This window comes from Paraglaciecola sp. 2405UD69-4, assembly GCF_047525415.1.
In the GTDB taxonomy this organism is placed as follows: domain Bacteria; phylum Pseudomonadota; class Gammaproteobacteria; order Enterobacterales; family Alteromonadaceae; genus Paraglaciecola.
Genome location: NZ_JBLIXM010000005.1, coordinates 62,063 through 78,391 on the forward strand (window position 1 = coordinate 62,063; position 16,329 = coordinate 78,391).

The window sequence follows — 16,329 nt, forward strand, 5'->3', positions numbered from 1 at the left end:
TACTTTCCACTTTACTATTCTTAAATTAAAAGACTCTTATTTAAAGTGAGTACTAACTTCATCTGGTGGTAAAGGCTTACTGAACAGGTAACCTTGGATAATATCGCAATCTAAAGCTTTGAGGGTTTCCAATTCTTGCTGGGTTTCAACACACTCAGCGACAGTGATTAGGTTTAGACTTTTCGCTAAGGTCATAATCGCTTGAACTATACCGTCGTTGGCCTTTTCTTTACCTAGCTTACGAATAAAGCCACCGTCTATTTTCAACTTATCAATTGGTAAGTTGCTCAAATAACTCATACAAGAGTAACCTGTACCAAAGTCATCAATTGAAATAACAAACCCAAATTGCTTCAAGGCTAATAGGTTATCTACTGCTAAATCCGTTGAGGCGATAAACATATTTTCGGTTATTTCGATTTCTAGCAAACTCGGTGAAATATCATAATAAGTTAAAACACTTTTTAAGATATCTAAGCAATCTTGCTGCCCAATTAGTGAGCCGGGCAAGTTAATAGCCACTGTGACTGGTTTTAATCCCAAACGTTTCCACTCTGAAATTTGCATACATACATGCTTAATAACCCACATGCTTAACTGATTAATTAAACCAGCTTCTTCAGCAGTAGGGATAAACTCAGCAGGAGAAATATATTTACCTTCATCTTTCCAGCGAATAAGAGCCTCAACACCATGTAATTCACCTGTTTTAGCAGCAAATTGTGGTTGATACACCATAGTAAACGAGTCGTTCTCTATGGCACTTCGAATTTTGTTTTCCATTGACAATTTGCGGCGTGATGTCACCAACATATGATTATCAAAGAAACTGAACTTGCCATGGCCTTTGCTCTTAGCATCGTACATGCTGGTGTCTGCATATTTTAACAGAGCTGATGCATCTGTATCGTGCTCTGGGTACATAGCAATACCAATACAGGTAGAAACATGCAAAGCTTGGCTGTCGATAAAAATAGTTTGGCTCAAAGATTCAATGATGCGAGTGGCTAAGATATTGACCTGATTTCTGTCGCATATATTAGTGATAAGAATGACAAATTCATCACCACCCCAACGGCATACGTTTTGGGTGTTGGTTATAATTTTAGTTAGACGGTCTGCCACTTCAATTAAAACTCTGTCACCCATAGCATGACCAAGGCTATCGTTTATGATCTTAAAACGATCTAAGTCTAAAAACATCACAGCCAATTCACACTTTTCATTACCAGCAACGAGCATTTCTTTCTCTAAGCGCTCAATAAAGGTGTGTCGATTCGATAAAGATGTCAACCCGTCAAAGTTAGCCCTTTGATAAAGCTGAGTGGTACGTAACCTTACTAGCTCTTCAAGTTCTTGGTTATGTTGATTTAACTGTTCTTGGTGGGTTTCTACTGTATCTAAAATACTGTTCACCCCCTTTCCTAGCTCGCCTAGTTCATCACCGCTAGAAATATCTAAGCGCCTGTTGTAAGTGCGAGTACTTGATACATAACGCACCAAAGACACCAGCTTACTAATTGGCTTGGATATTGTTTTCTGTAAACGCCAAAGCAATAAGTAAGACACGACCATGCTTATCACTAGCACCACTAACAATGTTTCTACAAATCGAGCTTGCTGCTCTTCTAAATGCTTAGTATCTGAAGACAACAACAGATATCCGATCGTGTCTTTATAAAACTCCACTGGCATGAGGTAAAACAAATTATCATCAACAAAAATGGCTCCGAACTTACTATTTTTATTGATTTCAGGCACATCTATAGAGTCATCTTTTTGAAAGCTAGCAAAAAGTGTAAAGTCACTTTTATACAAGCTCGCGAACCTAGTACCAGATAAGTTATTAATAGAATTGAGTAGCTCATTGGCACTTTTGACATCATCAAACAGTAATGAAGAGCTGCTAGCTTCAGCCAACAAGGTTGACTGGCTTTGTAACATATTTACCAAGTCGTTTTTATAATCATCTACCACATTGGAGTAGAGCAGAGATACCACAACTGCAAGCGACAAAAAATTAACCCCGAGCGTGGCAAATAACTGTTTACTAAAAAACGATGTATTTTTAAGATTAAATTTCATTGCTTAACTTTCGCCAATTTTAATAACTCGGAGCTAATATCAATCTTCAATTGCTTTGCTCGCTGCAAGTCTATCTCAAACCTCAAACGATTGTTTTGCTTAAAAAATGTAAAAACGCTCAATCTTGATTCGACCAATTCAGAGTTTTGGATCACTACCGCACGAGAAAGTTTCGAATATGCATCATCATACTTTGCGGTTAAGTAAACCAAATCACATTCGACTGCCTCTTCTAATAGTATACTTTTTATACTTTTTTGTTGAGGACCAATAACTTGGGTATTAGCAAGGGCTTCAAAAAAGCCTTTAAACTCAGCAGAAGTTTGCAAACAAAAAGTAAGGGGCTCAGAGTTATTACTTTGAGTCGCCTCAACCTCGTTTGTATTATCTGCAGGCCAAGTGATGAATTTTACAAAATTAAACATGTAAGCTGCTTTTAGTTTATCAAGCTTACTCACTTGATCATTCGCAAACCCATTATGGGAGAAAACCAAAAGTAAAAAAGTAAGTATCAATGTCCGCATCGAGTTTATCTAACACATCACAAAAAATAGGCTAACTGTAAGCCAACTCGCCACTTTTCTTTTGGCTGAGGACCGTTAAGGTGCTGATAAACTGGCTTACTTACGTGCGAAGTAAAACTAAAGCTATCTTTATAACTCCAGACTCCTCCAGCAGTAACGCTAAGTTTTTTACCGCCATATAGGTCTGGATTAACTATTCCAGCTGCATACGGAAAAGCTGTATTAGATACAATTTCATCGTCTTGACCATGAATGGATTCAGAGTAACTAAACTCTATGGCACCAAACAATTTATAACTCTCCAGTAATCTATAATGATACTTAGCTAGTAACTCATAATTATTACCCAAACGGTAATTTCTATCATTTCTACCTGTGCGAATTGTGGCTGACACATTTAGGTTATATTCGTGTTCTCCAATTGATTGATAACTCAACTCCACTGGAAAATCGAAAGTACCCGAACCCAACTGCATAGTATAAGGTAATTGCTGATCACCTGGCCCTCTTGGAGTATCACCCTTTTGATCAATTGAGCCGGTAGGTAAACTTATTCCAGTGGTTAACCACCAGTTTTTATAAGGTGAATCAGTCAAACGATAACTAGCCATCAGGCCGACATCACCAACCCCATCAGATGTGAGTAGAAACTCCGAATAGCCAGGTACCGAACTAATATGATCAGTTTCTTGCCTAATAATAGGTACCACAGCTGCAATCTGTAATTTTGGGTTTACTTGATAACCTAACCGCACTAGCTTTACATACTGATTAATAACAGTAGGCACAACTGGAAAATTACTATCAGTGCGCTCTTCTTCACCGGGGGTGTAAAGTACCTGATCAAAACTAAGATCCCGGCTCCCCTGCCTGTAACCTTCAAATTCAGCGGCTTTAAGCTGAACAGCAAAGCTCCATTTTTGTTGCTCCGCTTGCTCCTTATCGTCTTCAATAGATACATTCAAAAGGGCTTGCAGGCTCATTTCAGCAAATTCGGTCGGGGTGCTTTGGCTATATCCCTTTACCGAGACGGCCAATAAAGCAAAAAACATAATGAAATAAATAAGAACAGGCATATTTTAAATTACCGAGCACACATAACTTCATGGGAATATATACGTAAATTGTTGGTGATAATGTATCAAAATTTATCCGACTGTATAGGCTTATATGAGTAATGTCCTAACTCAGCTATTGTTAAGTAGATAAGTTTCAATAAGTTAAGAGAAAAATGGCAAGTATTACCTGTATAACTAAAACACCTACCTCGAAATATTTGGTGTGAATGAAAAGATTTTGAGTATTTTAGAAAATACTTATTCGATGTGAGTTTCTTCAATAAAAATGCCGTTACTCTTGCAAGCAACGGCATTTTTAAAACTAAACAATAACAACAGCTAATAATTAGCCTTGGTATTTTTGCATAACCAAAGTTGCGTTAGTGCCACCAAAACCAAAGCTATTAGACATAACAGTAGTTAACTCACAATTACGAGTCTCAGTAACTACATCCATACCTTTGGCTTGCTCATCTAAGTTTTCAACATTAATAGATGGCGCAATAAAGTCATTTTCCATCATTAAAATACTGTAAATAGCTTCATTTACACCAGCAGCGCCTAATGCATGGCCAGTAAGTGACTTAGTTGCACTAAGAGCAGGAGTAGTATCACCAAATACTTCACGTATTGCGTAAAGCTCTTTTACATCACCTACAGGGGTAGATGTACCGTGAGTATTGATATAATCGATTGGCTTATCAACACCTTGCATAGCTTGTTGCATACAACGTACAGCACCTTCACCAGATGGAGCAACCATATCAGCACCATCTGAAGTAGCACCATAGCCGACGATTTCAGCGTAGATTTTAGCGCCACGAGCTAAAGCGTGCTCTAGCTCTTCAACAACTACCATACCGCCGCCGCCAGCACCCACAAACCCGTCACGATCGGCGTCGTAAGTACGAGATGCTTTAGTAGGATCATCATTGTACTTAGTAGACATAGCACCCATTGCATCAAACTCAGCAGATAAGGTGTAGTGTAATTCTTCACCACCACCAGCAAATATAATATCTTGCTTACCAAGCTGTATTTGCTCTAAGGCGTTACCAATACAGTGCGCACTAGTTGAACACGCAGAACTAATTGAATAGTTGACACCTTTAATTTTAAAAGGCGTTGCTAAACACGCAGATACTGTACTACCCATACAACGCGTTACCATGTATGGCCCAATACGCTTCACGCCTTTGCTGCGAAGAATATCAATAGCTTCAACTTGGTTTTTCGATGACGCTCCGCCCGAACCTGCAATAATGCCCGTTCTAAGGTTAGATACCATATCTTCTGTTAACCCAGAGTCAGCTATGGCTTGTTCCATAGCAATGTAGGCATATCCAGCGGCTTCACCCATAAAACGCAAAGTTTTACGATCAATATAATCTTTTATATCTAAATCAACTTTGCCCCAAACTTGGCTACGCATGCCAGCTTGTTCAAATTCTTCTGAAAATGTAATGCCCGAACGCCCTTCTCTTAGAGATTCAGTGACTTCTTGTGCATTATTACCAATACTAGAGACTATACCAAGCCCAGTAATTACCGCTCTTCTCATGATCAACCCTTCAAGGAAATTTTCGTATATGTTAATGATTTTCACTAACAAAGTGGTCTGCTTTCAGCGTACAAGTGTTAGCTTAAATAAAAAACAGCCATATAGCTAGCTGTAAGCGTAGATTTTTGTATGTGACCTACGAATATTACCGAGGTTCAAAAATCTTTTTATAGGGCAGTATTTCTACCAATTAAGAGGGGCAATCGGCATCAAAAGTATGAGTTTTTCAACAGGTGATTATAAACAGCGACTTATATTTTCTATCAAGGATTGTTGCTTTGGCGAGACTACCTTAAACTATCTATTTACATCCCTCATTGCAGCTTTAGGACATTCTTCACCTTGACCATTTCCCATGCCGACATCCACTTCAATGAAAATGGTACACCTTACGCAACTCAATTTGATGACTTGTATTTCTCTGATGCCAAAGGCCTTGATGAAACCGAACATGTCTTTTTAAAAAGCAATAGAATTATAGAGCGTTGGCACAGCAGCCAAGAGCAAAATTTTGTCATTGCAGAAACCGGTTTTGGTACAGGCTTAAATTTTTTAGTCACTGTTTTACACTTTGATTTATTTCGACAAGCACACCCAGAGAGTCCGTTACGTCTGCACTTTTTGTCCATTGAAAAATTTCCAATAAATGTTGCCGATTTAACGCAAGCGTTATCCTTTTATCCCCAGTTAAGAAAGTACTGTGAAGAACTGCTGCGCCAGTATCCTTTGTTAATATCTGGTTGCCATAGACTCACTTTTTTAGATGGTGCAGTTACCCTAGATTTATGGTTTGGAGACGTGCAGCAAGTTTTGCCTCAAATTGACGTCCCGCCGCAAGGCTTAGTTGACGCTTGGTATCTTGATGGCTTTGCACCCAGTAAAAATCCTGAAATGTGGAATGAGTTTTTATTCCAGCACATGGCCTTATTAGCCAAAAACCAAGGGAGTTTTGCTACCTTTACTGCAGCAGGCTTTGTTAGACGAGGCCTAATAGCTGCAGGCTTTGATGTACAAAAGTGTAAAGGTCATGGCAAAAAACGAGAAATGCTAGCGGGTGTTTTTAATAGCCAAGAGCCCAAAACGTTAAGATTACCTTATTTTAAAAGAGGTAACGCCACTAACACCTCAAGCCCTAAGGTCGCAATTATTGGTGGAGGATTGGCAGCAGCCAATTGTGCTTACGCCCTGAGTAAGCGTGGCATAAAAGCTAACCTATATTGCAAAGATAACGCATTAGCACAAGGGGCGTCGGGCAATACCCAAGGTGGATTTTACCCCCACTTAAATGCTACAGCTGGCCACCCTAGTCAAATTCACGCAACGGCATTTACCTATGCGAGTCGTTTGTATAGTTCATTACTTAAGTCAGGAGCCAAATTTACTCATCAGTGGTGCGGCACTATCCAATTAGCCTTTAATGACAAAGTGCAGCAGCGTTATCAAACCCTAGCAGACAACAAAACCTGGCCAGAATCGCTAATTCGCTGGGTAGACTCCAAAGCTGCTAGTCAGCTGGCAAACGTACCTTTGCCCTACCCTGGGCTTTTTATTGAACTCGGCGGCTGGATACACTTACCCGAATTAATCACAGCCTTAGTAACGCAAGCAAATGCTGTTGTAAATACAAATCATCAGCTTGTATCTGTAAAGCAAAAGGGCAATAGCTGGCAACTAAATTGGCACAACGGACATCAAACTGAAGCAGATATTGTCATCTATGCAACGGGTAGTGAAAGCAGCCAGTTAGCGCCACTACAGCAGTTACCCTTTAGGTTAGTTCGCGGTCAGGTAGAGCAGTTAAAAAGTGAAAATGAACTGGCAAAACTAGCAACTGTGCTTTGTCATAAGGGTTACATGACCCCAAGTTTTAACCAGCTTAACACCATAGGTTCAACCTATGTAAAAGAAGATACAAGCTGCGAATATAGATTATCAGAGCAACTACAAAACCTTGAAAAACAACAAAAGGCGTTGCAAAACTGCCAATGGATAGACTCGCTAACAGTCGGCCAAGAAGGTAGAGCAGGTATAAGATGTAGCACGCCGGATCACCTGCCTATGGTAGGGGCTGTGCCCAATATCACTGAACAAACTCAGCAATATCAAGATTTATACAAAGCTCTGCCTGCGAGCCGTTATCCAGCACCAATAGACCAGCCCAACAGTTTTGTATTGTGTGGATTAGGCTCTAGAGGGCTCACCACCGCCCCTTTATGTGCAGAGCTATTGGTCAGTCAAATTTTAAACGAGCCCTTACCTCTGGCGACCCACTTATTAGATGCACTTAATCCGAACCGCTTTTTAGTAAGAGATTTAAAACGTAGATTGATTTAACTCACCTAGCGAATCGTTAAGCGCCAGTATTATGAGTGAGTATTATCATTAGCTGTACTGCCTTATGGAAGAAAAGACTGCCATAAATCCCACACTTGCTTTTGGTCGTCTTCTTCAAGCTCTTTGGCAGTAAACGCTTTATGTAAGCTTTGCTCCATCAGCTCATTAAACTGGCTAATTTCTGTGAATTGCTCCAATGAGCTTTGACCTGCCACCACAGCAAAATGCCCCTGCAAATAACTGGCGATAAAAAGCTGCTCGTCTGTGCCGTGTTGCACCACGTTATCTAGGTATTGTTCAACCTGATCCGTAAACTCGGATAAGTCTTTACTGAAATTTGTTATTACTTGGCTCACACGCCTTCCTTATTTTCATTTTTTAAATTAGCGACCGGGTATAAAACTTGATCATGATAACCAGTGACGATAGAGATTAATCCTGACAACTGCAGGTCTAAATTCGGGTCTCCAGAATCAACAAATAAAGGGCGACCAGACAAGTTATTCAGCTTATTTTTTGTCGCAACTAAGATGATATTTTCTTTGCCTAATAAGCTTAAAAACTGCGGGCTAAGCTGCTGATTACCGCGGCCAATAATATGCCCTTGGCCACCAATTAGGGTGATCACTAGTTTACAGGGAGTATTTGCAGTCAGAGTTAGCAACTCTTTTGCAGTGACATCTTGGACAATTAGCTGTTGATTTTTAATAAGGTCCACCCCTAACAAGGTATTGTCTAGGTGTAGCTCTTCCATAATGGCATTTACAGTAGAGCCAGACCCCATTACAAATATATGCTCGGGGTTATCTTCCATTATCTCAATTAGATGTGCAGCAATATCTGCAAGTACTAATTCATCAGACTCTTTACCGCCCATTTTAACGGCTTGGATATAACGTAACTCTGTTGGCACTAACATTTCGCCATATTGGCGGGCGTTTACCCTGCCTTTTCGAAAGAGCTCTTCGTCGATGTCCATCACTTCTGAGTCACTCACACTTACCAAATCACCAGCTACCACCTGCTTTAATACACGCCCCGCAGCTTGTGGAGTAACCGCATATACGGCCGAGTGGATTTTACAGCCGGCGGGCACCCCTAATACAGGTATTTTATTCCCCACCACAGCACACAAATTACGTGCAGTACCATCACCACCAGCAAATAAAATTAAGTCCACTTTATGGGCTACCAGCTCTGCAGCGGCGGCTTCTGTATCTTGGCTTTCGGTTTGCTGTTGCGCAGCTTGATAGATAAGTTTGTAATTAAATCCCAAATCTTTGGCTACTTGCTCACCCATTTCACCACTGGCCACATACAAAACCACTCTATCTTTTAGTGGCAATAAAGCCTCAAGGGCCAAGCGGGTTTTGAACATGGCTTTTTTCTCTGCCCCTAAGGCTAAAGCACGTTCTCGAACTTCTTTTCCATCACTGCCTTTTAAAGCAACCGCTCCCCCTATCCCTGCAAAAGGGTTGATCAATAGGCCTAATTTAAAGGGAGCTTGAATACTAGTTAATGACATCAATCACCCCTTGCGCCTTGAGATCTGGCATATCATAAAACCTTTGTAATACCTCGATGAAGTGTTGTGCTCGTGGCGGAAACCCATGTTGTAAGTACCATGCTAATTGCTGCTTTACCGCTGCCTGAAATGCTTCAGAGTCAACTGGTGCACCATTTAAATTATCCGTACTGACCCGAAATGATTTTCCACAGGCCAAAGAAAACGCCCACTCTATTGCCTGTGGCTTTACTTCAACCTTTTCAAACTCAGCTTGCTCTTGTTCATTTCGGCCATCGGGACAATACCAGTAGCCATAATCTTCTAACAAGCGCCTAGCTTTGCCTGCTATGCACCAGTGAGCGATTTCGTGTAATGCACTAGCAAAGTAACCATGGGCAAAGACAATTTGATGTTTTTCGCAGGTCTTGCTGGCTGGAATATAAATAGGCTCATCTTTGCCTTTAACTAGTACAGTTTGCTCGCTTTCAGCAAAGCTATCATTAAACAAACGAATCAAATCTTGATAAAGGTGGCATTTAGCTTCTTTTAGCTTGGATTCGGGCATGGCATCAGAGGGACTTAATTGTGTGGGGGCGTTTTGCATCATATGTGGTGCATTTTAACCGTAAATGCATACAAAGTGTAATATGCATAACTAACTTTATTGTTGTTTTCACTGGCTGTTTACGACAAGCTATTGTCAATAATCCATTATCATTCGAGAGCTTACCTTGTTTAGTAAATATCTAGTGTTAACCAGCTTAATATGTACCCCTATTGCCGCAAACGAGATCACCTACACGCCTACTAAAATTCAGGTAGACGGTATCGCTGACTCTGCCTGGGATAAGGCTAAGTGGCATGATATATCCCACCTAATTCAAGGCGATCAACCAAGCTCAGAAGATTTTTCTGGGCGCTATAAAGTGTTATGGGACGAACAATATTTATACCTGCAAGCTGAGCTAACAGACGATGTGCTTATTGATAAAATTGCCGATCCATTGGATCGCTACTGGGATGATGATGCTCTAGAAGTGTTTATTGATAGTGATGCATCGGGTGGCAACCATCAATTCAATCATACAGCCATGGCTTATCACATCGCCCTAGATAACCAAGCCATTGATATAGCAGAAAACAAAAGCCCCCGAGATTTCAATGATCATCTTGTTAGCCAGTGGAAACGAAGCAGCGCAGCGCCCAATCATATTATTTGGGAGGTAGCCATAAAGCTTTACCCTAACGACTTTACAGATGCTAAACCTCTAGAAGCAATACAGTTACAAGCTGGGCAAAAAATAGGATTTATGCTGGCTTATTGTGACAACGATGGCAGTGACACAAGAGAGCATTTTGTAGGCTCCCATGAAATTAAGCCGGTTAAGGGCGATAAAAATCGAGGCTGGATTGACGCAGGAGTTTTCGGCCAATATACACTAAAACATCAATAACCCTGATGAACTGGCTGCATCCTAATCCGTTTATACTCCCATGGCAGATTGGTCCAGAGTATATTGATCACTACCATCATGTTAATAATGTTGCCTATGTTAAACAGCTAGAGATCACATCTTGGGCCCACTCAAATCAATTAGGCCTGACCATAGAACAATATCAAAGCCTAGACAGAGGGATGGCCATTAGCCGGCACGAGATAAACTATTTGGCCGCTGCCCGTGAAGGCGATGTTATAGACTGCGCAACTTGGATAGTGTCTTGTGATAGTAAAATTAAATTATCTCGGCAGTTTCAATTTATCAGACGTCACGACAAAGTCACCTTACTCACCGCCCAAACAGATTTTGTGTGTATTGCCTTATCAACAGGCTTACCAAAACGCATGCCGAAAGCATTTTCTGCTGTTTACGGTCCTGCTTGTATCAATTGTGATTAGGAAAAGGGCATATGAATAGGTGGCTAACAATACTACTGATATTACTGACACTCTCGGTTAGTCTAAACGTCTATTTAGTTTTGTTTGAACCTGCACAGCGCACCTTAGCTCACACATCAAGTTTACCAGAAACCACCGAATCACCACCTACAATTACCCAAGCTGATACTAGCCAAAGACACGCTGTTAAGCTTTTCGAAAACTTAGAAAGTGCACCAATTAACAGTAGTGAAGGAGCAAATAGAGAGCAACTATTAGAACAAGCCAATCAATGGTTACAGAGCCAGGCATTTTCATCTTTGGCGCCATTTTTACAAAACTATTTAAAGCAGTATCCACAAGATATGGACTTTCTACTGATTGAAGCCAAAATGAAAGTAGAAACCGAACTACTGAGTGACGCCATATCTTACTATTACGACCTACTCCGTTATCCCATTACATCTGCTCAGCAAAGTGAGATAGAACAACAAATTTCCCAATTAAGTCAAGGCACCATATCCCAACTAGAGCGTACTTATTCATGGGATATATTGGCCATGTTTGTAGAGCCATTACTACAGTTAGAGCCAACTAACCGGCTTTACATTTTGTCTTTAGCCTCTGCCTATGCTGAACAGTTACAAGGCACATTAATGGAGAACGTGTTAGCCGCATTAGAATATAATGACCCTGACGCTCAAAAGGTCAGAGACATTTTACTTGCCCAACTACCTAGCCCCGAATCAGATACAGAGCCAGAATCACCACTAGACACCACAGACCAAATACTTACTAACGGCATCCCTCTTAAGCAGGTTGGCGATCAATTTTTGGTTAGCGGTAACTTAAGTGGCAACCCGGTAAGCTTGTTGATTGATACAGGGGCTTCTATCACGGCTATATCACAGCAGTATTTTGATAGGTTAAGCAACCGCTACAAAAGGAACCATATAGGCCGCTTTACTATTGGCACCGCAGCTGGCAGCGTGATGGCGAGTATTTACGAGTTTCGAGAACTCACCTTGCAGCACATCACAGTACAAAATCTACCTGTAGTAGTGTTGCCCATGGATAGCATGGACAATGCCGATGGCCTACTAGGTATGAATTTCCTACGTGAATTTGATTTTAAAATAGACCAACAACAAGCCGTGTTACTTATTCAATAACAGATTAGTTTCTAATTCGTTACCAGTAAAACTAAGTCTGTGCCCACTGGCGCAATAAATTATGATACACCCCAGTTAACTGCACAATTTCAGGGCTATCTTGAACACTTTGTCTTAATCCCTGAATAGCGGTATCCATATCAAATAATATTCTGCGTTTTTCATCGCTGGCTATCATACTTTGTAACCAAAAAAAGGATGCTAATCGTCTACCTTTGGTTACCGGAGTAACATGATGCAAACTTGTTGAGGGATACAAGACCATATCCCCTGCGGCAAATTTCACCTTTTGTGACCCATAGGTGTCCTCTATAACTAACTCTCCCCCTTCGTATTCTTCAGGCTCTGAAATAAACAGCGTCATAGATATATCTGTTCGAACTTTTACTGGCGTCCCCGGAACTTGGCGAATGGCATTATCAACATGGGTTCCAAAAGACGGACCAGTTCAGTTAAACGTTCTCAATGAAAAAATAGAAAATTGAATTGTGAAAGCACAATATCCCCCAAAAATAGAGTAGAAAACTGGCCTCTTTCCAAAACTCAGTAGGTCTCTACCAAGACAAATTCAAATCAGCTCTCTTATGCATTAAACAATGCATGATTTTTCTTTATCGAAGTAAAAAAGAAGTGTTTATTAGTCTCGATTTTCAATGGTTTACAGCAACTCGTAGATAAAATATGCCATTAGTCGCATAGCCGTTGCTTACTTATCAACAGCTATTTTAATATTTTAAACAAAGTGACTGTCTTTATACAGGCACGATACAGGCACGACAATGTAACTCCTCCTCAGCGGTAGAAATATTCAATGATTAGTAACAAAGGATCCTATGCAGCAATTTAGAAGAAACCTAACCAAACTATTATCAGTCAGCCTGCTGTTACCCACTCAAGTTGTGTCAGCATTTAGTACTTCTTCGGTTAATAACCTAACGGGTGGCAATAGTGCTTCTTTGCCTAAGTCACTTGACTTAAAAACACTCTATGACAACGCAGTGGTAATCGATGGCATGATTATAACTAGAGACTGGAACAAAGACGCTTTTGCTGCAATGCTAGAGACTGGGTATACCGGCTTCCACAACTCATTAATCGGCAATACCTTATCTATTGCAAAAGCCTCATTAATTGAATGGCGTAAAAAGGTTGATGCAAACCCTGACACTATGCTTTTTGCAACCTCAGCAAATGATTTTTTAACTGCAAAAAAACAAGGTAAAATCGCCATTTTTTGTGGTTTCCAGAACTCTTCTATGATTGGCAACTCAATCGACAACATCGATGTTCTATACGAATTAGGTACCCGATGGATGCAACTGACATATAACGAAAGAAATTTATTAGGCGATGGTTCTACCGAGCGCACTAATGCAGGATTATCTGATTTCGGTATCAAAGCTGTCGAACGTATGAACGATTTAGGCATTGCCATCGACCTTTCACATTGTGGCCGACAAACCACAATGGATGGTATTACCTACAGTAAAAAAGCAGTTACCATCAACCACTCTATGTGCGAAGCTCTATATAGGAACCATCCTAGGGCTAAAACTGATGAACAAATCAAAGCGATGGCAAACAAAGGCGGAGTAATTGGGATTATTGGTTTAGGGTATATGGTGGGACCGGATCCAGGAGGAAAAACCACCTTAGAAAATTATGTTGATCATATCGAACACGCCATCAATGTCGGTGGTATCGATCATGTTGCTCTGGCATCGGACTTTCCTATACAAGGAATGATGGCCAATGGTGCTACCAAAGAAAATTGGTATACCCCTAGACTTACGCGGTTTAAACCCTCATATCAAGTTAGATGGCCCGCTCATATTCCTGAACTAGACACAACGGATAGATTCAGAAACGTAATTCAAGTTTTAGAAAAACGTAAATTTAAGGCTCGTGAAATAGAAAAACTATTAGGCCTAAATTGGATTCGTTACTACCAAGATACCCTTTAAAGCTTTACCTATTTCTTAAAAACTACATTAGTGGATAAAAATGATAATAAAAATAACCATTCAAAGATGCATGACATTGCTGCTTTTAAGCATATTACTCAGTTGTACAAAAATCACCTCTGATGCCAAGGTAAATGATGTTACTAGCGCTGGAAAATCGATCAATTATCAAGTGGTTTTTCGTGAAAGTATTGCCGGTAGTTATGTCAAAAATGTACTTGGTAATAACACATATACTTACACTTATGGCTTTACCGACAGAGGACGAGGTCCAAAAATTCAAGAAGCCATTACCGTTAATGATGAACACTACATCACTAGACAACGAGTAACTGGTGTTAATTATCTCAAGTTACCCTTTGAAGACTACTTTGAAATTAAAGATGGTAAAGCAACATATGCCAATACGTTAGGCATGGGTAAAACCCCAGTTGAAAGCGATGAGTTTTATTTCAGGTTTAACGGTAGTCCAGCAGTCTATGAAATCTTAGGTAATTTGTTTTTAAGCAACCAGGGGAAATCCGTTAAAGTATTCGGCGGAGGTGAGTTTTCTTTGGTTGATAAAAAGCTGGTGACCTTAGAGTCTGGTCAAGCACTAACCCTACTGACCATACGTGGCGTTGATATGAACCCCGTATACCTTTGGATGCAAGGTAGCAGTATGGTTGCAAGAATAGCGGGTAATCGACACATTATTAGAGAAGATTTTGCCAACTCTCGGTTAGCAATCAAGGCGCTGCAAGACAAAGAAGAAGAACAGTATTTGTTTTCTCTCGCTAAAAACTTATCGAATAAAATTGAAAAAATTAAGATAGAGAACGTGTCTGTTTTTCTTCCCAACGGAAGCCTTTCCCCTCATCAAGATGTGTTTATAGTCAATGACAAAATTACTGCAATAAAGGAAACTGATAAATCTGACAACAATGACATGGAAGTTATTGATGGCACTGGCAAAACTTTACTTCCCGGGCTTTTCGATATGCATACGCATAACACTAAAGCAAGAGGTCTATTACATATTGCCGCAGGAGTAACTTCCGTTAGGGATTTAGCCAATAACAAACAATTGAAAAACCTTGGTCGACAATTTGATGAGAACCAGATAATTGGTCCAAGAATTGTTGTATACGCTGGCATCATTGATGGGCCAGGTGTATTGGCAAACAAACGCAACTCTGTTAGTACTCTCGAACAAGCATTAGCTGAAATTGATGATTACCACGCGTTAGGTTACGAGCAAATTAAACTTTATAGCGCCATTAAAACAGATTGGGTTGCTCCGCTTATCAACAGAGCCAAAGAATACGGTATGCGTGTTAGCGGTCATATTCCAGCGTTTATGTCGACACAAAAAGCCGTTGAGCTGGGATATAACGAAATTCAACACATTAACATGGTGTTTTTAAACTTTCTGTCCAAAAGCATTGATACTAGAACACCACTTCGCCATACCATGCCTGCATTGCATGGTTATCAATTAGATTTAAACGACAAACAATATACTGATTTCGTTAAGCTACTCATTGAAAAAAATGTTGTGATAGACCCAACCGTTGCATTATTTGAAAATATGCTTACGTCAGAAAAAGGCTTACCGAGCCCCACTTATGAAGATATCGTGTATCGCTTGCCTATTGTCAATCAAAGAACCTACTTCACTGGTGGCTTTCCAACCACCGAAGTAACAGCTCCACTCTATCGAAAGAGCTTTCAAAAAATGCTTGATGTCATCCATGACCTTCATCAGAAAGGGGTATCACTTGTTGCAGGAACTGATGGACTGCCTGGTTTTTTATTACATCGAGAATTAGAACTTTACGGGAAATCAGGAATTTCAAATAAAGATATATTAAAAATGGCAACCATAGATGCCGCAGAAATTAGTCAACAAGCAGATCATTTAGGTAGTATTGAGGTTGGCAAAGATGCTGATGTTATCTTAATTGATGGCAATCCCCTCAAAAATCTCAGTGATATAAGAAAAGTAGAGCTCACTTTTAAAGGTGGTTACTTATACGAAGCAAAAGCTTTATATAATGCTGTGGGTATTAAGCATTTTAAATAGTCATTAAAACTAATTTTGGCGCCAAAAAATGTTTACCTACCAGTCTTTAAGTAATAGTGATACTGATAACGTAACCAGAATTGTAGTGATTGCTATAGTACCTGTTGGTGATTAAATAGCAGGCTAAGCTGGCACAGACTTTACGCCGCACCCAATGGCGTAAAGTTTCGAAGCCGTTACAAG

General features: G+C 40.2%; 13 protein-coding genes and 1 pseudogene. 6 read left to right on the forward strand and 8 right to left on the reverse strand.

The window, feature by feature from the left end; genetic code table 11:
• Positions 1-36 precede the first annotated feature (36 nt).
• From ACMUMK_RS15665 to fabB, 4 genes are all read right to left on the reverse strand, one after another.
• The gene (locus ACMUMK_RS15665) at positions 37-2,085 is read right to left on the reverse strand and encodes an EAL domain-containing protein (protein ID WP_414702087.1); all 2,049 of its coding nucleotides are present in this window, start codon (positions 2,083-2,085) and stop codon (positions 37-39) included.
• Positions 2,082-2,609, reverse strand: a complete 528-nt coding sequence (locus ACMUMK_RS15670; RefSeq protein WP_414702088.1) for a YfiR family protein — start codon at positions 2,607-2,609, stop codon at positions 2,082-2,084. The genes ACMUMK_RS15665 and ACMUMK_RS15670 overlap by 4 nt, the downstream gene beginning before the upstream one ends.
• 17 nt (positions 2,610-2,626) lie before the next feature.
• Entirely contained in the window at positions 2,627-3,685 is a 1,059-nt protein-coding gene (locus tag ACMUMK_RS15675) for a hypothetical protein (protein ID WP_414702089.1), read from the reverse strand.
• 328 nt (positions 3,686-4,013) lie between these two features.
• On the reverse strand, positions 4,014-5,228 hold the full coding sequence (gene fabB / locus ACMUMK_RS15680; RefSeq protein ID WP_414702090.1) for a beta-ketoacyl-ACP synthase I: 1,215 nt from the start codon (positions 5,226-5,228) through the stop codon (positions 4,014-4,016).
• Positions 5,229-5,570: 342 nt separating this feature from the next.
• Here fabB and mnmC point away from each other — a divergent pair, with 342 nt between their 5' ends.
• Positions 5,571-7,562, forward strand: coding sequence for a bifunctional tRNA (5-methylaminomethyl-2-thiouridine)(34)-methyltransferase MnmD/FAD-dependent 5-carboxymethylaminomethyl-2-thiouridine(34) oxidoreductase MnmC (gene mnmC, locus ACMUMK_RS15685; protein ID WP_414702091.1), 1,992 nt, complete (start codon positions 5,571-5,573; stop codon positions 7,560-7,562).
• Between the two features lie 62 nt (positions 7,563-7,624).
• Here mnmC and ACMUMK_RS15690 read toward each other — a convergent pair whose 3' ends face one another.
• Genes ACMUMK_RS15690 through ACMUMK_RS15700 form a run of 3 tightly spaced genes read right to left on the reverse strand, consistent with a single transcriptional unit; the run spans position 7,625 to position 9,673 of the window.
• Entirely contained in the window at positions 7,625-7,918 is a 294-nt protein-coding gene (locus tag ACMUMK_RS15690; RefSeq protein WP_414702092.1) for a YfcL family protein, read from the reverse strand.
• The gene (locus tag ACMUMK_RS15695) at positions 7,915-9,087 is read right to left on the reverse strand and encodes an ATP-NAD kinase family protein (protein ID WP_414702093.1); all 1,173 of its coding nucleotides are present in this window, start codon (positions 9,085-9,087) and stop codon (positions 7,915-7,917) included. The genes ACMUMK_RS15690 and ACMUMK_RS15695 overlap by 4 nt, the downstream gene beginning before the upstream one ends.
• Positions 9,074-9,673, reverse strand: a complete 600-nt coding sequence (locus tag ACMUMK_RS15700; RefSeq protein ID WP_414702238.1) for an elongation factor P hydroxylase — start codon at positions 9,671-9,673, stop codon at positions 9,074-9,076. The genes ACMUMK_RS15695 and ACMUMK_RS15700 overlap by 14 nt, the downstream gene beginning before the upstream one ends.
• Before the next feature lie 127 nt (positions 9,674-9,800).
• Between ACMUMK_RS15700 and ACMUMK_RS15705 the strand changes: the two genes are divergently transcribed.
• From ACMUMK_RS15705 to ACMUMK_RS15715, 3 genes are read left to right on the forward strand one after another with little or no spacing between them, the layout of a single operon-like run.
• Positions 9,801-10,523, forward strand: coding sequence for a CBM9 family sugar-binding protein (locus ACMUMK_RS15705; protein WP_414702094.1), 723 nt, complete (start codon positions 9,801-9,803; stop codon positions 10,521-10,523).
• A gap of 5 nt (positions 10,524-10,528) precedes the next feature.
• The gene (locus ACMUMK_RS15710; protein WP_414702095.1) at positions 10,529-10,966 is read left to right on the forward strand and encodes an acyl-CoA thioesterase; all 438 of its coding nucleotides are present in this window, start codon (positions 10,529-10,531) and stop codon (positions 10,964-10,966) included.
• 11 nt (positions 10,967-10,977) lie between these two features.
• Positions 10,978-12,117 (forward strand): TIGR02281 family clan AA aspartic protease, encoded by a 1,140-nt coding sequence (locus ACMUMK_RS15715; RefSeq protein WP_414702096.1) that lies wholly within the window; start codon positions 10,978-10,980, stop codon positions 12,115-12,117.
• A gap of 31 nt (positions 12,118-12,148) precedes the next feature.
• Here ACMUMK_RS15715 and ACMUMK_RS15720 read toward each other — a convergent pair.
• Positions 12,149-12,562, reverse strand: a pseudogene (locus ACMUMK_RS15720) (Fe2+-dependent dioxygenase); the annotation flags it as partial.
• Between the two features lie 388 nt (positions 12,563-12,950).
• Between ACMUMK_RS15720 and ACMUMK_RS15725 the strand changes: the two are divergent.
• Positions 12,951-14,081: a dipeptidase gene (locus ACMUMK_RS15725; protein WP_414702097.1), complete on the forward strand. Its 1,131-nt coding sequence runs from the start codon at positions 12,951-12,953 to the stop codon at positions 14,079-14,081.
• Between the two features lie 40 nt (positions 14,082-14,121).
• Positions 14,122-16,146, forward strand: a complete 2,025-nt coding sequence (locus ACMUMK_RS15730; protein WP_414702098.1) for an amidohydrolase family protein — start codon at positions 14,122-14,124, stop codon at positions 16,144-16,146.
• Positions 16,147-16,329 lie beyond the last annotated feature (183 nt).